Origin of the sequence: Parasphingorhabdus litoris DSM 22379 (assembly GCF_020906275.1) — a bacterium.
In the GTDB taxonomy this organism is placed as follows: Bacteria; Pseudomonadota; Alphaproteobacteria; order Sphingomonadales; family Sphingomonadaceae; genus Parasphingorhabdus; species Parasphingorhabdus litoris.
The window spans coordinates 2,660,167-2,677,602 of the sequence record NZ_CP086727.1 but is presented as its reverse complement, the minus strand read 5'-3'; the positions used below and the strand labels follow the sequence as shown (position 1 = coordinate 2,677,602).

The window sequence follows — 17,436 nt, the reverse complement described above, 5'->3', positions numbered from 1 at the left end:
GCACCAATTAAGGCTGTGTGATTTCACCCTTAAGCGTCGAAAAAAACATCAGATGGCCGTCGGACGAAGGCGGGGTGGCTTTGTATTCGGCTGTGAAAAAGCCCGCTGCACCGGCCCAGTCACCTTCGCCGCCGGTAACAATGAATCGGGACAATGCCGGATCGAAACTCGCGAAGATGGCTGAGGTTTCGTTTGATCGCAGCTCACAGTCCGCCTTTAGTTCAACAACTGAACCGTCTTGCGTGGTGTCTTGTCCTATGCAAGAAAATGTGAACAGCTTCAGATCAGTCTCGTCAGCGAATGACAATCCGCCTGCCCCAAGAAACCGCGTATTGAATCGCCCGCGATTACTTGGCATCTTGATTGTTTCTGAAACGGTTGCTTGAAGACCAATTGTTCCGGAAAATTCTTTTCCCTTGGCCTGGCCTGCCGACATGGCAGCCAGCAGTATGGCGGTGGTCGTCAATATCGATTTCATGGTTAAACTCCTTGCTGTACGGCTATTCTTTTGGCCGAGCGTTTATTGATCCAATAGGTGAATAAAAATGACAGCGATAATGCGAAGCAGCCATTTAAGATGAGGGGTAGGGCCATCTGGGCAGACCCTAATACGGTTGCTGCAATGTAGATTGCTGTTCCTTCTTGGCGCACGGAGTGCTCGATCGTTACCGCTATCGTATCAGCGCGGTTCAACCGCGATAACCGTGTCACTAGAAAACCAATAGTGATAGCCCCTAAATTGAGTAAAAGCACCGGCAGTAGAACAGTTTGGAGAGAGGTAATCAGGCTGTCACGCTGATCAAATGCCAGAGCCAGAAACGCAGCGAAGATAAAGATCGCAGAAGCTTTGCGAAGCCAGTTTTGGATCCTTTTCGCAAAATTCTCAGCAAAACGTGTGACAAACATACCCAATGTCAGGGGTAGCAAAGTGATGAAGAAAAGTGGCAACGCAATTGCTGAAACAGGGGCTTCGATAGCAGCTGTTTCACCGATAAAATACATGTAGAGCAGACCCGCAACAAACGGGATGGCGCCAATATAGATGATACTTAGCGTCGTGGTCAGTGCAATGGATAGTGCAAGATTTCCGCCACCCATATGGGTAATCAGATTTGAGAACAGCCCGCCTGGTGCCGTGGCAATAAGCATCACGCCCATGGCCAAAACGGGCGGGACATCGAATGCGATTACCAGCAGTAAACCAAATGCTGGAACCGCGATTAACATGCCAAACAGCCCTGCAATATAACCGCCAGGAAATTTTGCGATCTGCGAAAAATCTTCCCAACGTAAAGAGAGGCCCAATCCGAACATGAGGAAAAATATCCCCAAGGGTAGAATAATATTCTCAATCACAGGACACTCCCTTCGCTATTATAGGTACATTAGTACCTATAATAGCGAAGTCAAGCGAGCAATTTTACCAAAATCGATCACGACGCATTGTTTTAAATGATGAAACTCAGTCGAGGCGCAAAGCCATGTCCAAATAGGCGGCCATGCGATGTTCGGTGGAACTGACATCAGGGATCTTATTGGAGCAGGACAGCTCTTGTAACACGAGTCCGAGATAGCAGCTGAGATAAATTCGTGCCCGTTCTTCAGGATCACTTATGCCTGCGCATTCAAAAAGTCGCCTAAAGTAGTCGAGGCGATGGGAAAACATCGTATCAAATAATTGTTGCGCAGCAGAAGAGCGCGCTGCCTCAAGGCCGAGTTCGAGATATGCCGTTGTTTGCGGGCGATGCGCTCCGAGGTCTGCTAGCAAAACTTCCATAGCGGCGCGAATGACGCCTTCTCTAGTCGCCGTTCTAACACCTATTTTGTCAACCGCTGCAGCGAAGCGCTTGGCATCCAGTTCAGCCAGGCGTGATTGGGCGGCGACAATAATATCATCGCGCGACTCAAAATAGTAGGTCGTGCGCGCCAAGCTGACTTTGGCTGTTTTCGCCACAGATCGATGATTTAACTCCGCCAGACCGACGCTTCCGATCAACTCCAGTGCACCGGCTATTATCGCTTCACGTGTCGCAATACCCCTATTTTGTTGAGTGGTAGCTTTCTTGGTCATGAAGTTGATGCTTGAATGGATTGAGCCACACGACGAACTCGTCGTTGAGCCCGTCCAACTTCGTCCGATCGAGATCCAGATGCAGCGAAAACCAAATAATATTCACCGATCAGATAATCGAGAAGCGTTTGAATGCTGGTTTCATCTTCAATTCCCGAACGTCTTGCAAGGTCGCGCCAAAAGAGGCTCATATCCGAAAAGCTCTGAACAGTTATAGGGCGAAGTGAAGGATCGCGAGTTGATTCAATTAAAAAATGATACCACGCCAGATTTGAAACAGCGTGATCGTTCAAATCCGCGCCAAGAACGCTTCTGCAATATTGAACAAGCTCAGCTTTGTCACCGAAATCCATTTCCTCTGCCGTCGATGCATAGCGTGCCCTGGCTTTCTCGACACCCCATTGGTAGGCTTTGCTGATGAGATCGGGTTTTGATTTAAAAAACCGTGTTGTGGACGATACTGAAACCCCTGCATGTTCTGCCACAGCGCGATGGGTGACCGCTTTCAAACCTTTCTCGGCATAGATAACCAATACGGAAGCCAATATGCGTTCTACCGTATTTTTTGATCTGGACTGTCGAGCTTCCATAGCGCCTGTTGACCTGCTTTTGAGCCTGAGCGCTATGGCTTGTGCCGAACGCTCTGTTCATCACTCAGTTGATTGGCGTTCATTGAGCCATTGGTCAAGAGTAACGGTAGGTGCCCCTAGGAGCATGTTCGCAGGTTCAGGATCCTTGTCCTCAATAAATGTCTCAAAAAAGTTCATCAGCCGGGCAAAGTCTTCCGTGGCATGATCGTTGACGCTTTGAGCGTAGGAAATCATATCCGAAGCTGAGGTTCGAACAAGTGGAAGTTCAGGTCTGTTTTCTGCCTGATACCGTTTGATCGCGTCCGAAATCGAGATTCCTTTGGGGCCGTATATATAATATGTCTGGTTCTCCGCAGCTTTGCTTTGATAGGCTTTTGAAACCATTGCTGCATAGTCGCTGGCGCTTAGCCAATGTATCGGGTTGATATGATCACCCACTAGATTGACGCCGTCCTCGGTAGCGAAAAGCGGCAGAGATTCCATAAACCATGATGCGCGAAATATCGTGTAGGGAATCCCGGCACGATGGACAGCTTGTTCGCCAGCCCATTTTGCTGCGGTCGCGTAGAAGTAGGAATGATCAGGGCCTGATGACGTACCAGTGAGATAGGTAATTCGTTGTATGCCTGACGGCTTGGCAGCTGCCGCAACGTTCGCTGTGCCAAGATGTTCGATTCGGTCGTAATCTTCGGGCAGAGGGCCTCCAGAGAGATTGACATGTACGCCGTCGAACCCAGGGAAGATGGACTCTAGTGAACCCTTATCTTCCACATCCCCTTTTAGAACGTCAAATTCATCTCCGAGTTTTGAACGCACAGCGTCTGGCGATCGTGCGAGCAAGCTCACTGAAAAGCCGTCATGTTTCAGTTGGCGCGCTACGGGTAGGCCAAGCATGCCGTGGCCGCCAATCAGCAAAATGTTCTTCATAGGATTCTCCTTTTAGGTACGTAAATACTAATAAATGCAGAAAAGTCTGGAAATTTTGGTTTATAGCGCGATTAAAGTACATTTATAGGATTGACGCAAGCATAAAAAAGAACATATGTACCTTTATGAGATGGCAGCTAAGCCACCGAAAATAATTTTGAGGGGAGAAATTCTGTGCACGCCAAGGGATACCGAAAATTCAAAACATTTTTGATGGGCGGAACATATTTTGCGGTTTGTTTAAGCGGTGCTCTGCTCGGGGCAGCGGCGCAGGCTCAAGATATCGATGATCAGCAGGCTGTTGATGAATCTCAACGCAGCAATGAAATTGTTGTCACCGCATTTAAACGCGCCGAAACACTTGAGGATATTCCAGCTTCAATCTCTGTGGTTTCGGGAGAGGCCCTCAATGAAGGCGCGATCGCTAGCCTTGATGAACTGAGCAAGCGACTGCCGAACGTTACCATTCAACAAGGTGCTGAAAATAATTTTATTTTTATGCGCGGCGCTGGTTCCGGCGTTAACGAGGGGTTTGAACAGTCTGTCGGCCTCTTTGTCGATGGTGTTTATCTCGGCCGAAGCAGACAGTTCCTTGCGCCGTTTTTAGATATTGAGAATGTGGAGGTGTTAAAAGGACCACAAGGTGTTGTGCTTGGCAAAAATACAACAGCGGGTGCAATTAACATTACAAGCACTAGACCTAGCTACAACTTTGAAGGCTTTGCCCTCGCAAGATATGAAAGTGAGACCGAGTTGCGATCCTTTGAAGGCGCGGTGTCGGGACCGGTCGGCGACAATGTGCGAGTGCGTTTAACCGGCAAAGTGGGCTGGTCAGACGGCTTTTTTACGAACTCGGCATCCAATGAGGAGGAGGTGTCGACGGACCTTTGGTTATTGCGCGGAAGTTTAGAATGGGATGCCACAGACAGAACCACAGTCTACCTCAAGATTGAAGGTGGGGCTTTTGATCAATCTGGCGTAAACAGCCAGATCAGTATTCTTGGGCCAGGCGCTGAGACACTAGGCGCACTGACACCGACCCGGAACGATCCGTCGTTTGGTGGCGGTATCGACAGTCAACGCAGTCTGCTGACATTTCGGAATAATGCAGCCTTCGGATTGCCGGTAGCACCTGCGCGTTATAATGATGAACGCGACAACACAGAGACGTTTAACGCGGTTGTCTCAATAGACTATGAGCTTGATGAAGCCACAATTACCTCGGTTACAAGCTATTCTTCGTTCGACATGGATCGGGTATTTGATTCCGATTATGGGCCCTTGCCTCTTATCGTTGTAGACACGCCAGGCGGAGAATTCTCGCAGATAAGCCAGGAATTACGCGTTGCTTCAGAAGGAAACGATACGGTCGAATATCTTGCTGGCCTATACGCGCAAAATCAGAGTTTCGAAATTACAAGGAATGAGCATGTGGCTGGCTCTTTGTTGGGATTTACTGATTTTTCAACATTTCGCACGTTCAGCCAAGATGTCCGCGCATTCGCGGCTTTTGGGCAATTGATATGGTCGGTTTCTCCGTCGGCTCGATTGCGAGCTGGGTTACGTTATTCTTACGAAGAAAAGGATGCGCGGGTACGTTACGATATCTTACCGTTTCTATCTCAATCTGCAGCTGATGCATTGGGGGCAGCGACTCCGGAAGTGCAAACTTCCACTGCATTAGGGCTTGTTCCTACACCTCAGAAAGCCGAAAATGATAGCTATTCAGACCTGTCACCAAGTCTATCGATCGAAGTCGATGTTTTGGATGACGGTCTCGTTTACGCCAGTATTGCACGCGGGTTCAAATCTGGTGGATTCAGCGAACAGATTACCAGCCCCAACTCCGTTTTCAGTTTCGATAATGAAACAGCGCTGACCTACGAAGTTGGCACCAAATTATCACTGTTCAACGATACATTACGTTTGAATGCAGCTGCATTTCGAACCGACTACAATAACCTGCAAGTCACGGCATTTAATGGATTGACTTTTGATGTCGGCAATGCAGCGGAGTCGCGGGCTCAGGGCATAGAGCTCGATGGTGTCTGGTCACCCTCTGAACTGTTCGAGATTGGTGGCGCGGTTGCCTATCTCGACTCCAAATTCCGTTCATTCGAAAATGCGCCAACAATCGCCGGGACCGATGGAGTGCAAGATCTTTCTGGGCGCCCAACGCTATTTGCGCCAAAGTGGAGCGGAAACATATTTCTGGGATTGAACAAGCCCATCGGTGATGTTGAACTCTTCACGCGTCTGGAAGCGACTTTTACCGGAGCGCAATTTTATCAACTCGATTTGGACCCGGCCGACCGTCAGAGCAGTTATTCGATTGTGGATCTGAGGGCTGGGGCCACATTCATGGACGGTGGTTTGGAACTATCGGTCATTGCCAAAAACCTCGGCAACAAGCGCGCTAAAATCTATAGTTTTGATGTGCCGGTTTTTAGCGGAACGCACGGAGCATTTGTCAATCCGCCGCGTACTTTTGTGGTCCAGTTAGAAGCCAATTTCTAACCCGCTTTCAATCACCTTCCAGGAGACTCGCTATGTCTGTTCAACAACTGACCTACCCACGCCCCGAAAAAGGCTCGGGATTCGACCTTACCATTCCGCGTAGCCCCATTGTTGATGCATATAGGCAGTCTACGCAAGGCAGCGAAGTGCTGCATTTGCGGGCCGAGCAAGCCCTGGCTGGTGGCAACTCGAGACAAGTATCATATTGGTCTCCTCATCCAATCGCGATAGCCAGTGCTGATGGTGCTCATCTCACAGATGTTGATGGTCGTCGATATATCGATTTTACCAACAATTACACTTCATTGGTTCACGGCCATGCCTATCCCCCTATTTTGGAAACAGTGGATCGTCAGATTAAAAACGGTACTGTTTGGTCCGCCCAAAATGAGCATCAAATTGACCTTGCTGAGCTATTGGTTGAGCGGATACCTGCCATTGATAAAGTGCGGTTTACAAACTCGGGTACGGAGGCCAGCAATCTTGCCTTGTCCATCGCCCGTGCCGTAACCAAGCGCCACAAGATATTGATGTCCAGATTTGGCTATCACGGCAGTCTGACCGAGACTGAAACCGGCTCTTTCAATCATGACTATCCGGCGACAACCTATCTTGGAGAATACAACAATGCCGAGAGTTTTGAAAATATTCTAGAACATCATGGCGAAGAAATTGCCGCTGTTTTCCTGGAGCCCGTTTTGGGCTCGGCTGGCATCATCGCTGCTGATCGAGAGTTTTTGCTGCGAGTAAAAGAGGCAGCACATAAGGCTGGCGCTTTATTCATCTTGGACGAAGTTGTTACGTTTCGCTTGCATGAAGGAGGCCGTCAAAAAGCATTGGGTATCGAAGCAGATCTTACAATGCTTGGTAAATTGATTGGTGGAGGATTTCCGGTTGGTGCAGTAGGTGGTCCGGACGATTTGATGGACGTGTTCCAATCATCAGACTTGCGGACCTATCATTCAGGGACATTCAATGGAAATCCGGTTACTACGGCTGCAGGTGTAGTAGCTGTTCGCGATCTGACTCAAAAGTCAATTGATGAGATGGAAAAGCTTGCCGAACGCTTAAAAAATGGCCTGGCCGCAGCTGCACAAAAGGTAAATCTACCATTTTGTGTTAGTCATGTTGGATCGTTAATGAACGTCTTTTTTTCAAACGAAATACCCCAAGCAGCCCTTATGAGAGAAGACCAGGCTGCCATGAGCCGTTTCCATATTGCGGCGCTTAATCAAGGCTTATTCATTGCAGGCCGCGGCCTTATGGCCATGTCAACCATCATGGACGAGGCTCTGATTGACGAGGCTATTGATCGGGCTGCGGTGGCGATGAGCGATGTGGCTGCTGAACTGTAAGAGTTGTGCGTATCGACATATGCACTCAGACACTTTCCATCTCACACAGCACCCGGCAAAACCCTGAAACAGTCTCTTCGCGAGGAAGGTAAAGATTATCGGGGGGCAAAAGCCTCGCTGAAGTCAGCGATCTTCGTTTATTACCTCTGTGAAAAATGAATACGCGTGAGCAGGCCGTGGCAAGGCTATATTGGCCAGTATGTCCGAAACCAGTTGTCGAGAATATCGGTCGTTTTGAGCCACAGCTCATTGTCCCACATTACCAAGGCGGTGCATTGATAGAAGAGCAAAATGCTGCACCCGATGATTGTTGCTTTGGACAAGCGACCCAATTGTTGCCAGTCAAAAATGAAAAGCGGGACCAACATCAGATCGAGATAAATATATTGTGCGTAGATGAACGTCGCATCATCCAACATTCCCGGCAGAAAGGTTATCCGGCTGGCCGCCGCTTCAATTAAAAAGAACGTTAGCAGCAACATGTAACGCATATGTTCATCGGGTGACTGGCGCCGCTTTCGATATCCAAGCCAATAGAATAGAGGTATCAACACGACCGTCCAGAGTTGCAGAAAAAAGATGCTGTCCAGTCGCGCCTCGACCGGTTGCGGCAAGTCTTGCAAGAAGTTTGCAACGGACAGCGTAAAGCCGGAAATCATGATCAATATGAATAAAAAGAGCGATGCTGTTCCCAGATATTTGTGTATTCGGCTGGGGCCTCTGCTCGCTAGCACGGCCTGCAAGATGAACAGTCCAAGCCAACTGAACATGATCGCGGCATGGATAAAAACGGCAAGTGGAAAATCGAAATTGCCGCTCAGGATCGGAAAGAGGAATGATGGGGCAAATCCAACCACAGCGACCGCCAGAAACAGCACTCCCATCATCGCAAAGAATAGATAGGACCGCCTTGAATGCAAAAGCTCCTCCCCCGATGAGTAGATGTTTTGATTTTGCAGTTTTTCTTCCGATTAAGATATCATCAACGACGCCAAGCTGTCCACTGCATCGAAAATGGCAAGCACCGACTGCACAACAGGCGATGAGATGTGCGTTGCAATTCCCCCAATTCCATCTACCCGCTGGCAATCGACAACATAGTGAAATCACCTTTGTTGATTTCATTCTGGCGAGGCCGGCATACCCACATCGACACTTTCCACCTACGCAATATTGCGTATCGCGCCGTCCCGTTTCTGAAGCCAAATATTGGGAATGACTTGGAAAACAATACGCCTTGAATTGGCCCGAACCGCTGAGCATCCCAATGGATCATCAGCTCATGCTTATGTCTTTCGCGTTCCCCTGGATGATGCCGGCTTCATTGAACCGAAAGCGCTCCGTGAAGCGGAAAAGCGTCCGGTAGTGCGACGTTTCTGGCCCGGAGAACCCGACCAGAATGGCGTGGTGATTACCACCGAAAAAGGCTGGGCCTTCTCCTACAAAGTCGGCGATGACGATGACGAGGTAATATTCGGATTGCAAAGTCATCCGATAAAGGCCGGTGAGTATCTGACGATCACCGAAGCTGATGGCAGCGAGCTACCGTTCAGGGTGATCCGCTGTCAGGAATGAAAGGAAATCCCGATGCTTTCTCCATCCAAATTGTCGCGCGCCCTTTTGATTGGTGCCGGACTGCTATGCTTCACCAGCGGTCCGGCTGCAGCGGAATGTGTAATCGGCTCTGAACCACTTTTCGATCCCTTCGCGCCCTATAAGGGTGGCTCAGCCATAGTGCACAAAGATAGCGGTTTCGTTTTTCCAGCCGAAGTGGCCGGGTTCAGACGCTTGTGCGAGATGACCACTGACTTTTCCGGTGACAATTTTCAAATTCGTTATGAACGCACCATTGGAGACCAGTTAATTGCGGTGGACATTACAGTGGTCCATCTTGAGGACCTGACCGCTCGTGATCATTATCGGATTATCAAGCCCTCGGTCATGTCGCATTATGCCAGTGCTTCCGTTGAATCAGAAGGCGATTATTTCATTTCGGGACGAGATGATCTCTCTGCTTATCAAGGCATATTTGATGGGCAGAAAGACAATGTGCCGTGGCACGTCAGCCTGACCGCCATTGACTATGGATATTGGGATGCCCGCTTGATCGCATCTTATGCGCACGAGCTTGATGTACCTGCACAAGAGGCCCTGATGGAGTTGGTCGCTGCTTTCCAATGGCAAAGCCCAGAATCAAACAACGACGGGAACCAAGAATGACAGGATGACAAGATGAAACGTATCGCGATTATTGATGCACATCCTGATCCGGATCCCGCACGTTTCGGACACGCCTTGGTTTCCGCTTATGCTGAGGCCGCCAAAAAAGCTGGTCATGAAGTCCGAGAAATTCGACTGGCAGGGAAAGACATTCCGATATTGGAAAGTCGGACTCAATGGATGGAGCATCCTGTACCGGACGACGTTAAGCCAGGGCAGGAAGCAATAAAATGGGCGCAGCATGTCGTCATTCTCTATCCTCTATGGATGGGTGACATGCCGGCTCTTTTAAAAGCCTTTATCGAGCACGCGTTCCGTCCTGGGTTTGCGCTAAGCTACGAAGAAGGCAAGCGCGCGCCCAAGAAGTTGCTCGGTGGCCGCACGGCACGTTTGATTGTAACCATGGGGATGCCTGCCCTATTTTATCGCGCCTATTTTGCCGCACATAGCGTGCGCAGTTTTAAGCGAAACATATTGGCATTGTCCGGAATTGATCCAGTTGCAACTTCGCTTGTCGGCAATGTCGATGGCAGCCCTAAACATCGCAAGCGCTGGCTGCAAAAGATAAGCGACCATGGCGCCAATGGTGATTGAACCAGACGAATGTGACTCCGTAACATCCCTTATACAGAGCCAAAAGTGATGGGCGTAGACTTCTCCTAGTGATGCTTTCGATACGGAAGTTCATCAAAAATAGGAGAAAATTCATGAAATCCGTGCTGCTCTACGTCAATGATGACACTGGTTTGGAGGCGAGGCTGCAGGCAGCGCTGGATGTAACCCGCGCAACAAATGGTCACCTCCATTGTCTGCGCGCCAATCCCTATAATCCCCAAATGGCCTTTGATGGGGTAACAGGCATGTCAGTGGTCTATGATGTCGCAAAGCTCACACGGGAGGCTGATCAAAGGCTACGCAACGAGATTGAAAGCCGATTGGCGGATGAAGATGTGCCGTGGCATTATGAAGAGGTCAATGCCAGTCCGGCCCGAGGGCTTGCCCGCAACTCGGCTCTGGCCGACATCATGGTTTTAAGCTCTGCCAGTGGTGACAAGGACAATGTTCTACCAATGGGCATATTGGGCGACGTCCTTTTCAACACCCATGTTCCGGCGCTGGTCCAGCCTGACGATACCAAAAAATTTGATGCCACCGGTGCTGCGGTGGTTGCTTGGAACGGCAGCTTTGAGGCCGGCAATGCTCTGCGCGCCGCTGTTCCCATGCTGCATCTGGCCAGTGCTGTTCACATCCTCACGGTTGATGAAGATAAGGATCACGATCTCCCTCCGCTGAGCGCATCGGAATATCTTTCACGTCACGGGATTACCTCCGAAATCCATAGCATGTCAGCGAAAAAGCCTTCGGTTGAAGCTGTGCTCGAATCTTCGGCCAAAGCCCTCCATGCCAGCTATATGGTGATGGGCGCCTATGGTCATAGCCGAGCGCGCGAATTTCTATTTGGCGGTGTTACGCGAAGTCTTTTCAGGGAATGCTCCATACCGCTTATTGTTGCTCGCTAGGTTTTCGGGAGTTGCGTAATGGCCGAAACCACAATCATCAAATTTCACGGAGCGGCCGGCACGGTAACCGGTTCCTGCTTTGAAATCAGCGGTGCCGGAAAGACGATCCTTGTCGATTGTGGGCTTTTTCAAGGTACCAGATCGCTTGAGCGGCTGAATTATGAGAGCCTTCCTTTCGACCCTGGAGCCATTGACGCGGTCATCCTGACTCATGCCCATCTTGATCATAGCGGTCGGTTGCCCTGTCTTTATACAAACGGATGTAGGGCCAAAACCTTTTGTACAGCCCCCACCGCCGACATATTGCGGCCGTTGTTACTTGATTCCGCAAAACTGCAAGCGGCATCCGCAGAGCGCCGAAACCGCCGTGCCGATCGTGCGGGTTTGGCACCATTTGTTCCGCTTTATTCGGGGCCCGATGTCACAAAGCTTATTCAGAACATCACCACTGCTGACTATTGTGAACAAGTCGACTTGGGCAATGGTGTCTCCTTTCGTTTGTGGAATGCGCGGCACATTGTTGGTTCTGCCTCCGTTGAAATTAACATTGCTGGTCAACGATTGATGATATCCGGCGATGTTGGTTCCGGCACAGCGATACAATGCGCTGGCCTGGAAATGGGTGGTTATGATCATATCATTTGCGAGACCACCTATGGGGGGAGAGACAGGGAAGATAGGTTGATCAGCGATCGCCGCGAAGCGTTGGCCCAATATGTTGAGGATACGCTCAAAGCCGGAGGAAATTTGCTTATTCCCGCTTTCGCTGTGGAACGAACGCAAGTCATATTGGAAGATTTTGTCGCTCTGTTTGATGCTGGCAGACTGCCGCTGGTCAATATATTTCTCGACGCTCCGCTTGCCCAAAAAATCACACTGGCAATGTTGAAATACCGGAATAATGGGGCGGATCTGCTCAAAAGAGCGAATATCCGCTTTACCCAATCGGTTGCTGAATCGAAAAAGCTGAATCACATCACCGGTGCTGTGATAATCGCTGGCTCGGGCATGTGTGAAGGCGGACGAATTCGGCACCATCTGATCCGCAACCTGCCAAAGCGCAAGTCCCGCGTCTTGTTTACCGGCTTCCAGGTTGCCGGGACATTGGGATCGGTCCTGACCGGCGGAGCCACATTGGTCCGCATCTCAGGCAATGACGTCATCGTCAATGCGGATATCGCCATATTAGACGGCTATTCCAACCATGCTGATCGCAAAGAGCTGGCGCAGTGGCTAGCAGATCATAGCCCGGTTTCCGGATCAATATTTCTCGTTCATGGGGAGCAACAAGGACTGCATATTCTGGCCGATGATCTGGTAGCGACCAAGCGATATAATGATCCGATCATCCCGTCACTTGGGCAGCAATGGCAACTATCACCGGGTGGGCCAGCCCTATTGCAAGTTGCCGCTCGCAGTGATGTCGATCAGCTGGTTGCAGCCGAGGACTGGACATCGCGACTGGCTGCCTTGCGCGCTTCGGTACAACAAAAGGTCCGTGCTCTGCCATCGGATCAGGATCGCGATAAAATGCTCAAGGCATTGGAAAGAGCGCTGGAAAGCTACCAGCATGAAAAATTACAATGATGAATATCTTGAACTGATCACTGTGGATCTCGCACCATCATTACATCCTGCTTGAGCCAACCCAATAACACACGGGCATTATTGCCCATGCTGGCGCGCATGAAGCCACTTTTGCCATGGGTACCAAGCACAACCAAATCCGAGCTTACTTCTTTGATCTTCTTGAACAGGACGACACCAAGCTCGCCCTTTTCATTGGAAGCCTCCAGCCTTTTGAAGGTAGCATTGTCGATGGTTGTCTGGGCTAAAAACCGTTCCATCGACTTGGCTTCTTCCGAGCCGATATCTTGCGCCACCTGATCAGATTTGAGCCAGCCGCTATAGGGTACGTTGTAAGCATGAACGAGGTGGAGCGGGACTTCGGGGAACATGTCTGCCGCTGTGTTCAACGCAGTCATTGAGCAATCCGAAAAATCCGTTGCAATCATTATGCTGCGATAGGGTTTCACCGGTTTGCGCTTGATGATCAATACCGGGACATCCGCGTGGCGGACGATATGGTCAACGGGCGACCCAAGGAAGATATCGCTAAACCCATCATAATGGGCCACGCCCGTGACAATCAGTCCGCAGCGCTCTCGTTTGGCGGTCTCAATTACCAACTCGCCGACATTGCCCATTTCGATGATGAACTGCACATCCACATCGGTCTCCGGTAGTTCGTCCTCCAGTTGGACACGTGCCTCTTTCGGCACCAACCCCTTTTTCTTCGCCTGCTTTGGGTCGAGCACATGAACTACGATCAGGCGTGTATCCCACGTTTTTGCAAGCATTAATGCGCGGTCAAAAGCGCGATCGCAGCGCGCCGTCATATCCGTTGCAAGCAGGATAGGCTTATTTGTCATCTTCATGTCGGTCATTGGTGGAAACTGATCCCCTCTATCTAGAACTCAAAATGGTGCAGGCCGCCTTCCATCCTTCCAATTACGCCCGCAGGGGGGGTGGGGGGGAAGGGGCGTTAGGTCAGATGGGAAGACGACCTGCGTACCTCCTCAGCCCGCTAGCTAAGCGGCGCTGATCGGGATCTTTCGTTCTTTTTCAAGTGCCTCTGCACTTTTGGGAAGACGGATTGTCAGCAAACCATCCTTGGCTTCGGCGCTAATTTTTTGGTGATCAATACCGGTGGGCAGTTTTATCGCCCGCTCAAACATTCCATAATGCCGCTCGGAAAAGAGGAAGCTTTCGCCTTTCTCCTCATGGCTTTCTGATTTTTCGCCGGATAGACGAAGCATCCCGTCGGACAGCTTGATGTCAATATCTTCACTGCTCATACCCGGTACTTCGGCGACTAGCTCATATTCATCCTTCTTGTCGCGCATTTCGACCGCCGGATCGGCATTGTCATAGAATTTCTGCAGCATTCTGGAGCCAAAAGCATTGCCAGGCGTTTCATCGAACATGCGATCAAACTCGTCGCGCAATCGGTTCAGCGGTTCCCAAACACTGGCTGCCTGGACCGGAACGTTCAGGCGCCGGGAGCTTCCGGTTTCGGCCGGTAATTTGGCTTTTTTCTTGGTCATGCTCAATTCCTCGTTCAGTCTGGAGAATTTCCTCTCCCCTTGAAGAGATGAATTATTATTTTTGAGCACTGGGCTAAATCAGTGGTGTTCCCTACGTAGTTTTACGTATTTCGTACTTTTGCCGTCTTCATGCTTTAAGATTGCGGGGTGTGCATTTTGATATGACGCGACTTTCATATTATATCTGATGCTCCAAAGATCGGAGGAGCTTTTGTTGCGCGCATTAGGATTGGATCGGCTAGAGCGGTCAGCATATCTGGAAGCCGTGCTATCCACGCTGCCGGAATATATCGTGGTTATTGGTCCCGATATGCAAATGATGGATGTCAATCAGGCTGGTCTTGACCTGCTTGGCGTAAAGCAACTTCAAGATCTGCCGAGCACTGATCCCTTGGCGCTGATTTCCGAGCCCTATCGTGCCGGGTTTACCAAAGCCTTCAATGCCGTCATGCACGGTAAGGATCCTTCGGTTGAAAACTCGATTCAGGTTGAGGTACGGTCACTCGATGGCAGGCTGCATCTTCAGGAGCTGCGGTTCGCACCGATGCGCACGCCAGAGGAGGAGATCAGTGCGGTAGTAATTACCGCGCGCGATATCTCTGAGCTGCGCAACACACTAACCGCAGTAGAGAAATCAAGCGCTGTGCTGGAATCCATTTTGGCGACCATCCCCGATCCCATGGTCGTTGTGGATGAAAAATGTCGGATAACATCTTTCAGTACAGCGGCAGAAAATCTCTTCGGCTATAAAGAAAGCGAAGTGTTGGGCCAGAATGTCAACATTCTAATGCCAGCCCCTTATCACGAGAAACATGATAGTTTTGTCGAGCGCTATCTTCGAACCGGGGAGAAACGGATCATCGGTCTTAGTCGAACCGTTGAAGGGAAAAAGCGCGACGGCACGGTGTTTCCAATTCGCCTTGCCATTGGCGAGGCCAAGGCGGGTGATGATCATCTATTTACCGGCTTTATAATAGACCTGACTGAAGCCCATGAGACCGAAGCGGAGTTGCAGGCGCTGCAGACAGATCTGGCCCATGCTTCGCGCCTGAGTGCCGTTGGAACATTGGCGTCGGCTTTGGCCCATGAGATTAACCAGCCGCTTTCTGCTGTTACCAACTACTTGTCGGCAGCCCGTGACATGCTCGATAGTGACCTCGAGGATAGTAAAGAACAGCTCTACGAAGCCTTACAAGAAAGCGTTTCGGAATGTTTGCGCGCGGGGACCATTGTCCGGCGGCTCAGAGAGTTTGTTGCTAAGGGTGAAATGAAGCGCGAGATTCTGTCCATCGCGCAGCTGGTTGAAGATGCCACAACTCTGGGTCTGGTCGGCGCTTATGACAAGGGTGTGGAATGCTCGATCAACTGCGATCCGGATACCAACCATATTCTTGCCGACCGTGTGCAGATCCAGCAGGTGATGATTAACCTGATGCGCAATGCCATTGAAGCCATGGTCGATAGTCCGGTCAAGCATCTCAATATCTCGGTTCATTCCATTCCGGATGATATGGTTGAGATTTCTATATCCGATACAGGTAATGGCATTGATCCTGAAATTGCCGGCAAGATTTTTGATCCCTTCACGAGTACCAAAGGCACCGGAATGGGTCTCGGTCTTTCCATCTGCCGCACTATTATCGAAGCGCATGAAGGTACAATAACCGCTGAGCCCAATCCCTTGGGCGGCACCATTTTTCGGATCACTTTGTTAAAAGCGAAAGAGGAGCAACCAGATGCTTGAAGAACGCCTGGTTTATATTGTTGATGACGACGACGCTGTGCGCCGCTCTGCTGCTTTCATGTTGCGCCATGCCGGATTTCAGGTTCGTCCGGTGGAATCCGGCGTTGCCTTCCTGAAGCTTGCGAAAAATGCTGAACGTGGCTGTGTATTGCTGGATGTGCGCATGCCGGAAATGAATGGGCTTGAGGTGCAGCAGCGCATGGTTGCTGAAGGCATTGATATGCCAGTGGTCATCCTGACGGGCCATGGCGATGTGGAAATCGCTGTACAGGCGATGCGCGCCGGGGCGATCAATTTCCTCGAAAAACCATATGAAAAAGAAGCATTGCTAGCGGCGATGGACGAAGCGTTTGAGCGTATCGAAAATAGCGAACTTAAAGAAATGGCCTCGTCTGAAGCAAAGGTTCGTCTCGCATGCCTGACGGGGCGGGAGCGTGATGTACTGGACGGCTTGATGACTGGCTATCCCAACAAGACGATTGCTTATGATCTCGGTATTTCGCCGCGCACCGTGGAAATATATCGTGCCAACATGATGGAAAAATTGCGGGTCCGCAGTCTCGCCGAAGCCCTACGGATCGGATTTGCCGCCGAAGCTGGCGAAACAGCCATTGCCAAGCCTGTGCAGCACTGACTTACGTAAGTCTGCGGATGGCGAGTTTGAAAACCGGCCAAAACCAGACAATCTCATTTCCATGACCGATGCACAGTGTCCTTACGTATTTGTTCGGAGAGGACGGCTTTTGGGTCTGTTTGGCCTCGATATCGGGCACATTTAGTTCATTATCCGTAACAATACCTATCGCAGCAACGACCCCAGTCATCGTAATTTGATGTGATAGCAATAGAATTTGTAACAGGCTGTATCTGTGTGTAGAATTTGATGGTAAAGCTTACAAACGCAAATATAGCCGAACCCAAATACAGGAATAAAATGTGCTAATACGCAATGGTAGTTTGATCGTCGCTGTCGATGGATCAAGAATGTCTATTTTTCGCAATGTTGGAGAAGCATTTAAACCGGTGCTGGAACTTGTTGAAGAGCAGCAAAACCCATCACCTCGATCGTCCGAATTAGGCACGGACCGACCTGGTCGGAGCTCACAAAGTACCAGTCCGCGCAAAGGGGCTTATGAACAGACCGATCTGCATCAACAGGCCGAAGATCGTTTCTCGCGGGAGGCTGCTGAGCGCATCGACCAGATTGCGCGGGATTCCAAAGTGGGTCTTGTGCTGGTTGCCGCGCCACGAGCGTTGGGGGTGATCCGTCAAAATCTTCGATCCGATACCAGCAAGAAGTTACTCGCCGAAATTGCCAAAGCTTTTGGCCCACATGAGGCAGAACCCTTGGCCAAGATGCTAGAAAAGCACGACGCATAACATGC

The 17,436-nt window shown here is 50.2% G+C and carries 18 protein-coding genes; 10 read left to right on the top strand and 8 right to left on the bottom strand.

Going from position 1 to position 17,436, the window contains the following annotated elements; translation table 11 throughout:
• Window positions 1–7 precede the first annotated feature (7 nt).
• The 5 genes from BS29_RS13050 to BS29_RS13030 form a co-directional block, all read right to left on the bottom strand.
• The gene (locus BS29_RS13050) at window positions 8–478 is read right to left on the bottom strand and encodes a hypothetical protein (protein ID WP_229954075.1); all 471 of its coding nucleotides are present in this window, start codon (window positions 476–478) and stop codon (window positions 8–10) included.
• Window positions 479–480: 2 nt separating this feature from the next.
• Window positions 481–1,314, bottom strand: a complete 834-nt coding sequence (locus BS29_RS13045; RefSeq protein WP_229954074.1) for a bile acid:sodium symporter family protein — start codon at window positions 1,312–1,314, stop codon at window positions 481–483.
• Between the two features lie 148 nt (window positions 1,315–1,462).
• Window positions 1,463–2,071: a TetR/AcrR family transcriptional regulator gene (locus tag BS29_RS13040; protein ID WP_229954073.1), complete on the bottom strand. Its 609-nt coding sequence runs from the start codon at window positions 2,069–2,071 to the stop codon at window positions 1,463–1,465.
• Window positions 2,068–2,661, bottom strand: coding sequence for a TetR/AcrR family transcriptional regulator (locus BS29_RS13035; protein ID WP_229954072.1), 594 nt, complete (start codon window positions 2,659–2,661; stop codon window positions 2,068–2,070). The genes BS29_RS13040 and BS29_RS13035 overlap by 4 nt, the downstream gene beginning before the upstream one ends.
• A gap of 60 nt (window positions 2,662–2,721) precedes the next feature.
• Entirely contained in the window at window positions 2,722–3,588 is an 867-nt protein-coding gene (locus BS29_RS13030; RefSeq protein WP_229954071.1) for an SDR family oxidoreductase, read from the bottom strand.
• Window positions 3,589–3,801: 213 nt separating this feature from the next.
• Here BS29_RS13030 and BS29_RS13025 point away from each other — a divergent pair, with 213 nt between their 5' ends.
• Entirely contained in the window at window positions 3,802–6,105 is a 2,304-nt protein-coding gene (locus tag BS29_RS13025) for a TonB-dependent receptor (protein ID WP_229954070.1), read from the top strand.
• A gap of 32 nt (window positions 6,106–6,137) precedes the next feature.
• Window positions 6,138–7,460, top strand: a complete 1,323-nt coding sequence (locus tag BS29_RS13020) for an aspartate aminotransferase family protein (RefSeq protein ID WP_229954069.1) — start codon at window positions 6,138–6,140, stop codon at window positions 7,458–7,460.
• A 185-nt stretch (window positions 7,461–7,645) separates the two neighbouring features.
• On the opposite strand, the gene BS29_RS13015 is transcribed toward BS29_RS13020, so the two are convergent.
• The gene (locus BS29_RS13015) at window positions 7,646–8,347 is read right to left on the bottom strand and encodes a hypothetical protein (RefSeq protein ID WP_229954068.1); all 702 of its coding nucleotides are present in this window, start codon (window positions 8,345–8,347) and stop codon (window positions 7,646–7,648) included.
• A gap of 328 nt (window positions 8,348–8,675) precedes the next feature.
• Between BS29_RS13015 and BS29_RS13010 the strand changes: the two genes are divergently transcribed.
• From BS29_RS13010 to BS29_RS12990, 5 genes are all read left to right on the top strand, one after another.
• Entirely contained in the window at window positions 8,676–9,035 is a 360-nt protein-coding gene (locus tag BS29_RS13010; protein ID WP_229954067.1) for a hypothetical protein, read from the top strand.
• Between the two features lie 12 nt (window positions 9,036–9,047).
• On the top strand, window positions 9,048–9,680 hold the full coding sequence (locus tag BS29_RS13005; protein ID WP_229954066.1) for a hypothetical protein: 633 nt from the start codon (window positions 9,048–9,050) through the stop codon (window positions 9,678–9,680).
• Between the two features lie 12 nt (window positions 9,681–9,692).
• Window positions 9,693–10,274 (top strand): NAD(P)H-dependent oxidoreductase, encoded by a 582-nt coding sequence (locus BS29_RS13000; RefSeq protein ID WP_229954065.1) that lies wholly within the window; start codon window positions 9,693–9,695, stop codon window positions 10,272–10,274.
• Window positions 10,275–10,387: 113 nt separating this feature from the next.
• The gene (locus BS29_RS12995) at window positions 10,388–11,200 is read left to right on the top strand and encodes a universal stress protein (protein ID WP_229954064.1); all 813 of its coding nucleotides are present in this window, start codon (window positions 10,388–10,390) and stop codon (window positions 11,198–11,200) included.
• Window positions 11,201–11,218: 18 nt separating this feature from the next.
• Window positions 11,219–12,787 (top strand): MBL fold metallo-hydrolase, encoded by a 1,569-nt coding sequence (locus BS29_RS12990; protein ID WP_229954063.1) that lies wholly within the window; start codon window positions 11,219–11,221, stop codon window positions 12,785–12,787.
• A 17-nt stretch (window positions 12,788–12,804) separates the two neighbouring features.
• Here the strand turns inward: BS29_RS12990 and BS29_RS12985 are convergent, their stop codons facing one another.
• Window positions 12,805–13,638, bottom strand: a complete 834-nt coding sequence (locus BS29_RS12985) for a universal stress protein (protein WP_229954062.1) — start codon at window positions 13,636–13,638, stop codon at window positions 12,805–12,807.
• 153 nt (window positions 13,639–13,791) lie between these two features.
• A complete protein-coding gene (locus BS29_RS12980) occupies window positions 13,792–14,307 on the bottom strand; it encodes an Hsp20/alpha crystallin family protein (protein ID WP_229954061.1) in 516 nt (171 codons plus the stop codon).
• A gap of 214 nt (window positions 14,308–14,521) precedes the next feature.
• On the opposite strand from BS29_RS12980, the gene BS29_RS12975 reads away from it, so the two are divergent.
• From BS29_RS12975 to BS29_RS12965, 3 genes are all read left to right on the top strand, one after another.
• Window positions 14,522–16,051, top strand: a complete 1,530-nt coding sequence (locus tag BS29_RS12975) for a PAS domain-containing sensor histidine kinase (RefSeq protein ID WP_229954060.1) — start codon at window positions 14,522–14,524, stop codon at window positions 16,049–16,051.
• Window positions 16,044–16,685, top strand: coding sequence for a response regulator transcription factor (locus tag BS29_RS12970; RefSeq protein WP_229954059.1), 642 nt, complete (start codon window positions 16,044–16,046; stop codon window positions 16,683–16,685). Before BS29_RS12975 ends, BS29_RS12970 begins: the two co-directional genes overlap by 8 nt.
• Window positions 16,686–17,035: 350 nt before the next feature.
• Window positions 17,036–17,431 (top strand): baeRF12 domain-containing protein, encoded by a 396-nt coding sequence (locus tag BS29_RS12965; protein WP_229954058.1) that lies wholly within the window; start codon window positions 17,036–17,038, stop codon window positions 17,429–17,431.
• Window positions 17,432–17,436: the final 5 nt, after the last annotated feature.

Bases quoted from the DNA above. Each gene is read 5' to 3' on its own strand.
- BS29_RS12965 (WP_229954058.1), top strand. From the start codon at position 17,036: ATGTCTATTTTTCGCAATGTTGGAGAAGCATTTAAACCGGTGCTGGAA.
- BS29_RS13015 (WP_229954068.1), bottom strand. From the start codon at position 8,347: ATGATGGGAGTGCTGTTTCTGGCGGTCGCTGTGGTTGGATTTGCCCCA.
- BS29_RS13020 (WP_229954069.1), top strand. From the start codon at position 6,138: ATGTCTGTTCAACAACTGACCTACCCACGCCCCGAAAAAGGCTCGGGA.
- BS29_RS13025 (WP_229954070.1), top strand. From the start codon at position 3,802: ATGGGCGGAACATATTTTGCGGTTTGTTTAAGCGGTGCTCTGCTCGGG.
- BS29_RS12970 (WP_229954059.1), top strand. From the start codon at position 16,044: ATGCTTGAAGAACGCCTGGTTTATATTGTTGATGACGACGACGCTGTG.
- BS29_RS13050 (WP_229954075.1), bottom strand. From the start codon at position 478: ATGAAATCGATATTGACGACCACCGCCATACTGCTGGCTGCCATGTCG.
- BS29_RS12990 (WP_229954063.1), top strand. From the start codon at position 11,219: ATGGCCGAAACCACAATCATCAAATTTCACGGAGCGGCCGGCACGGTA.
- BS29_RS12980 (WP_229954061.1), bottom strand. From the start codon at position 14,307: ATGACCAAGAAAAAAGCCAAATTACCGGCCGAAACCGGAAGCTCCCGG.
- BS29_RS13000 (WP_229954065.1), top strand. From the start codon at position 9,693: ATGAAACGTATCGCGATTATTGATGCACATCCTGATCCGGATCCCGCA.
- BS29_RS13045 (WP_229954074.1), bottom strand. From the start codon at position 1,314: ATGTTCGGATTGGGCCTCTCTTTACGTTGGGAAGATTTTTCGCAGATC.
- BS29_RS13040 (WP_229954073.1), bottom strand. From the start codon at position 2,071: ATGACCAAGAAAGCTACCACTCAACAAAATAGGGGTATTGCGACACGT.
- BS29_RS13030 (WP_229954071.1), bottom strand. From the start codon at position 3,588: ATGAAGAACATTTTGCTGATTGGCGGCCACGGCATGCTTGGCCTACCC.
- BS29_RS13010 (WP_229954067.1), top strand. From the start codon at position 8,676: ATGACTTGGAAAACAATACGCCTTGAATTGGCCCGAACCGCTGAGCAT.
- BS29_RS13035 (WP_229954072.1), bottom strand. From the start codon at position 2,661: ATGGAAGCTCGACAGTCCAGATCAAAAAATACGGTAGAACGCATATTG.
- BS29_RS12985 (WP_229954062.1), bottom strand. From the start codon at position 13,638: ATGAAGATGACAAATAAGCCTATCCTGCTTGCAACGGATATGACGGCG.
- BS29_RS13005 (WP_229954066.1), top strand. From the start codon at position 9,048: ATGCTTTCTCCATCCAAATTGTCGCGCGCCCTTTTGATTGGTGCCGGA.
- BS29_RS12995 (WP_229954064.1), top strand. From the start codon at position 10,388: ATGAAATCCGTGCTGCTCTACGTCAATGATGACACTGGTTTGGAGGCG.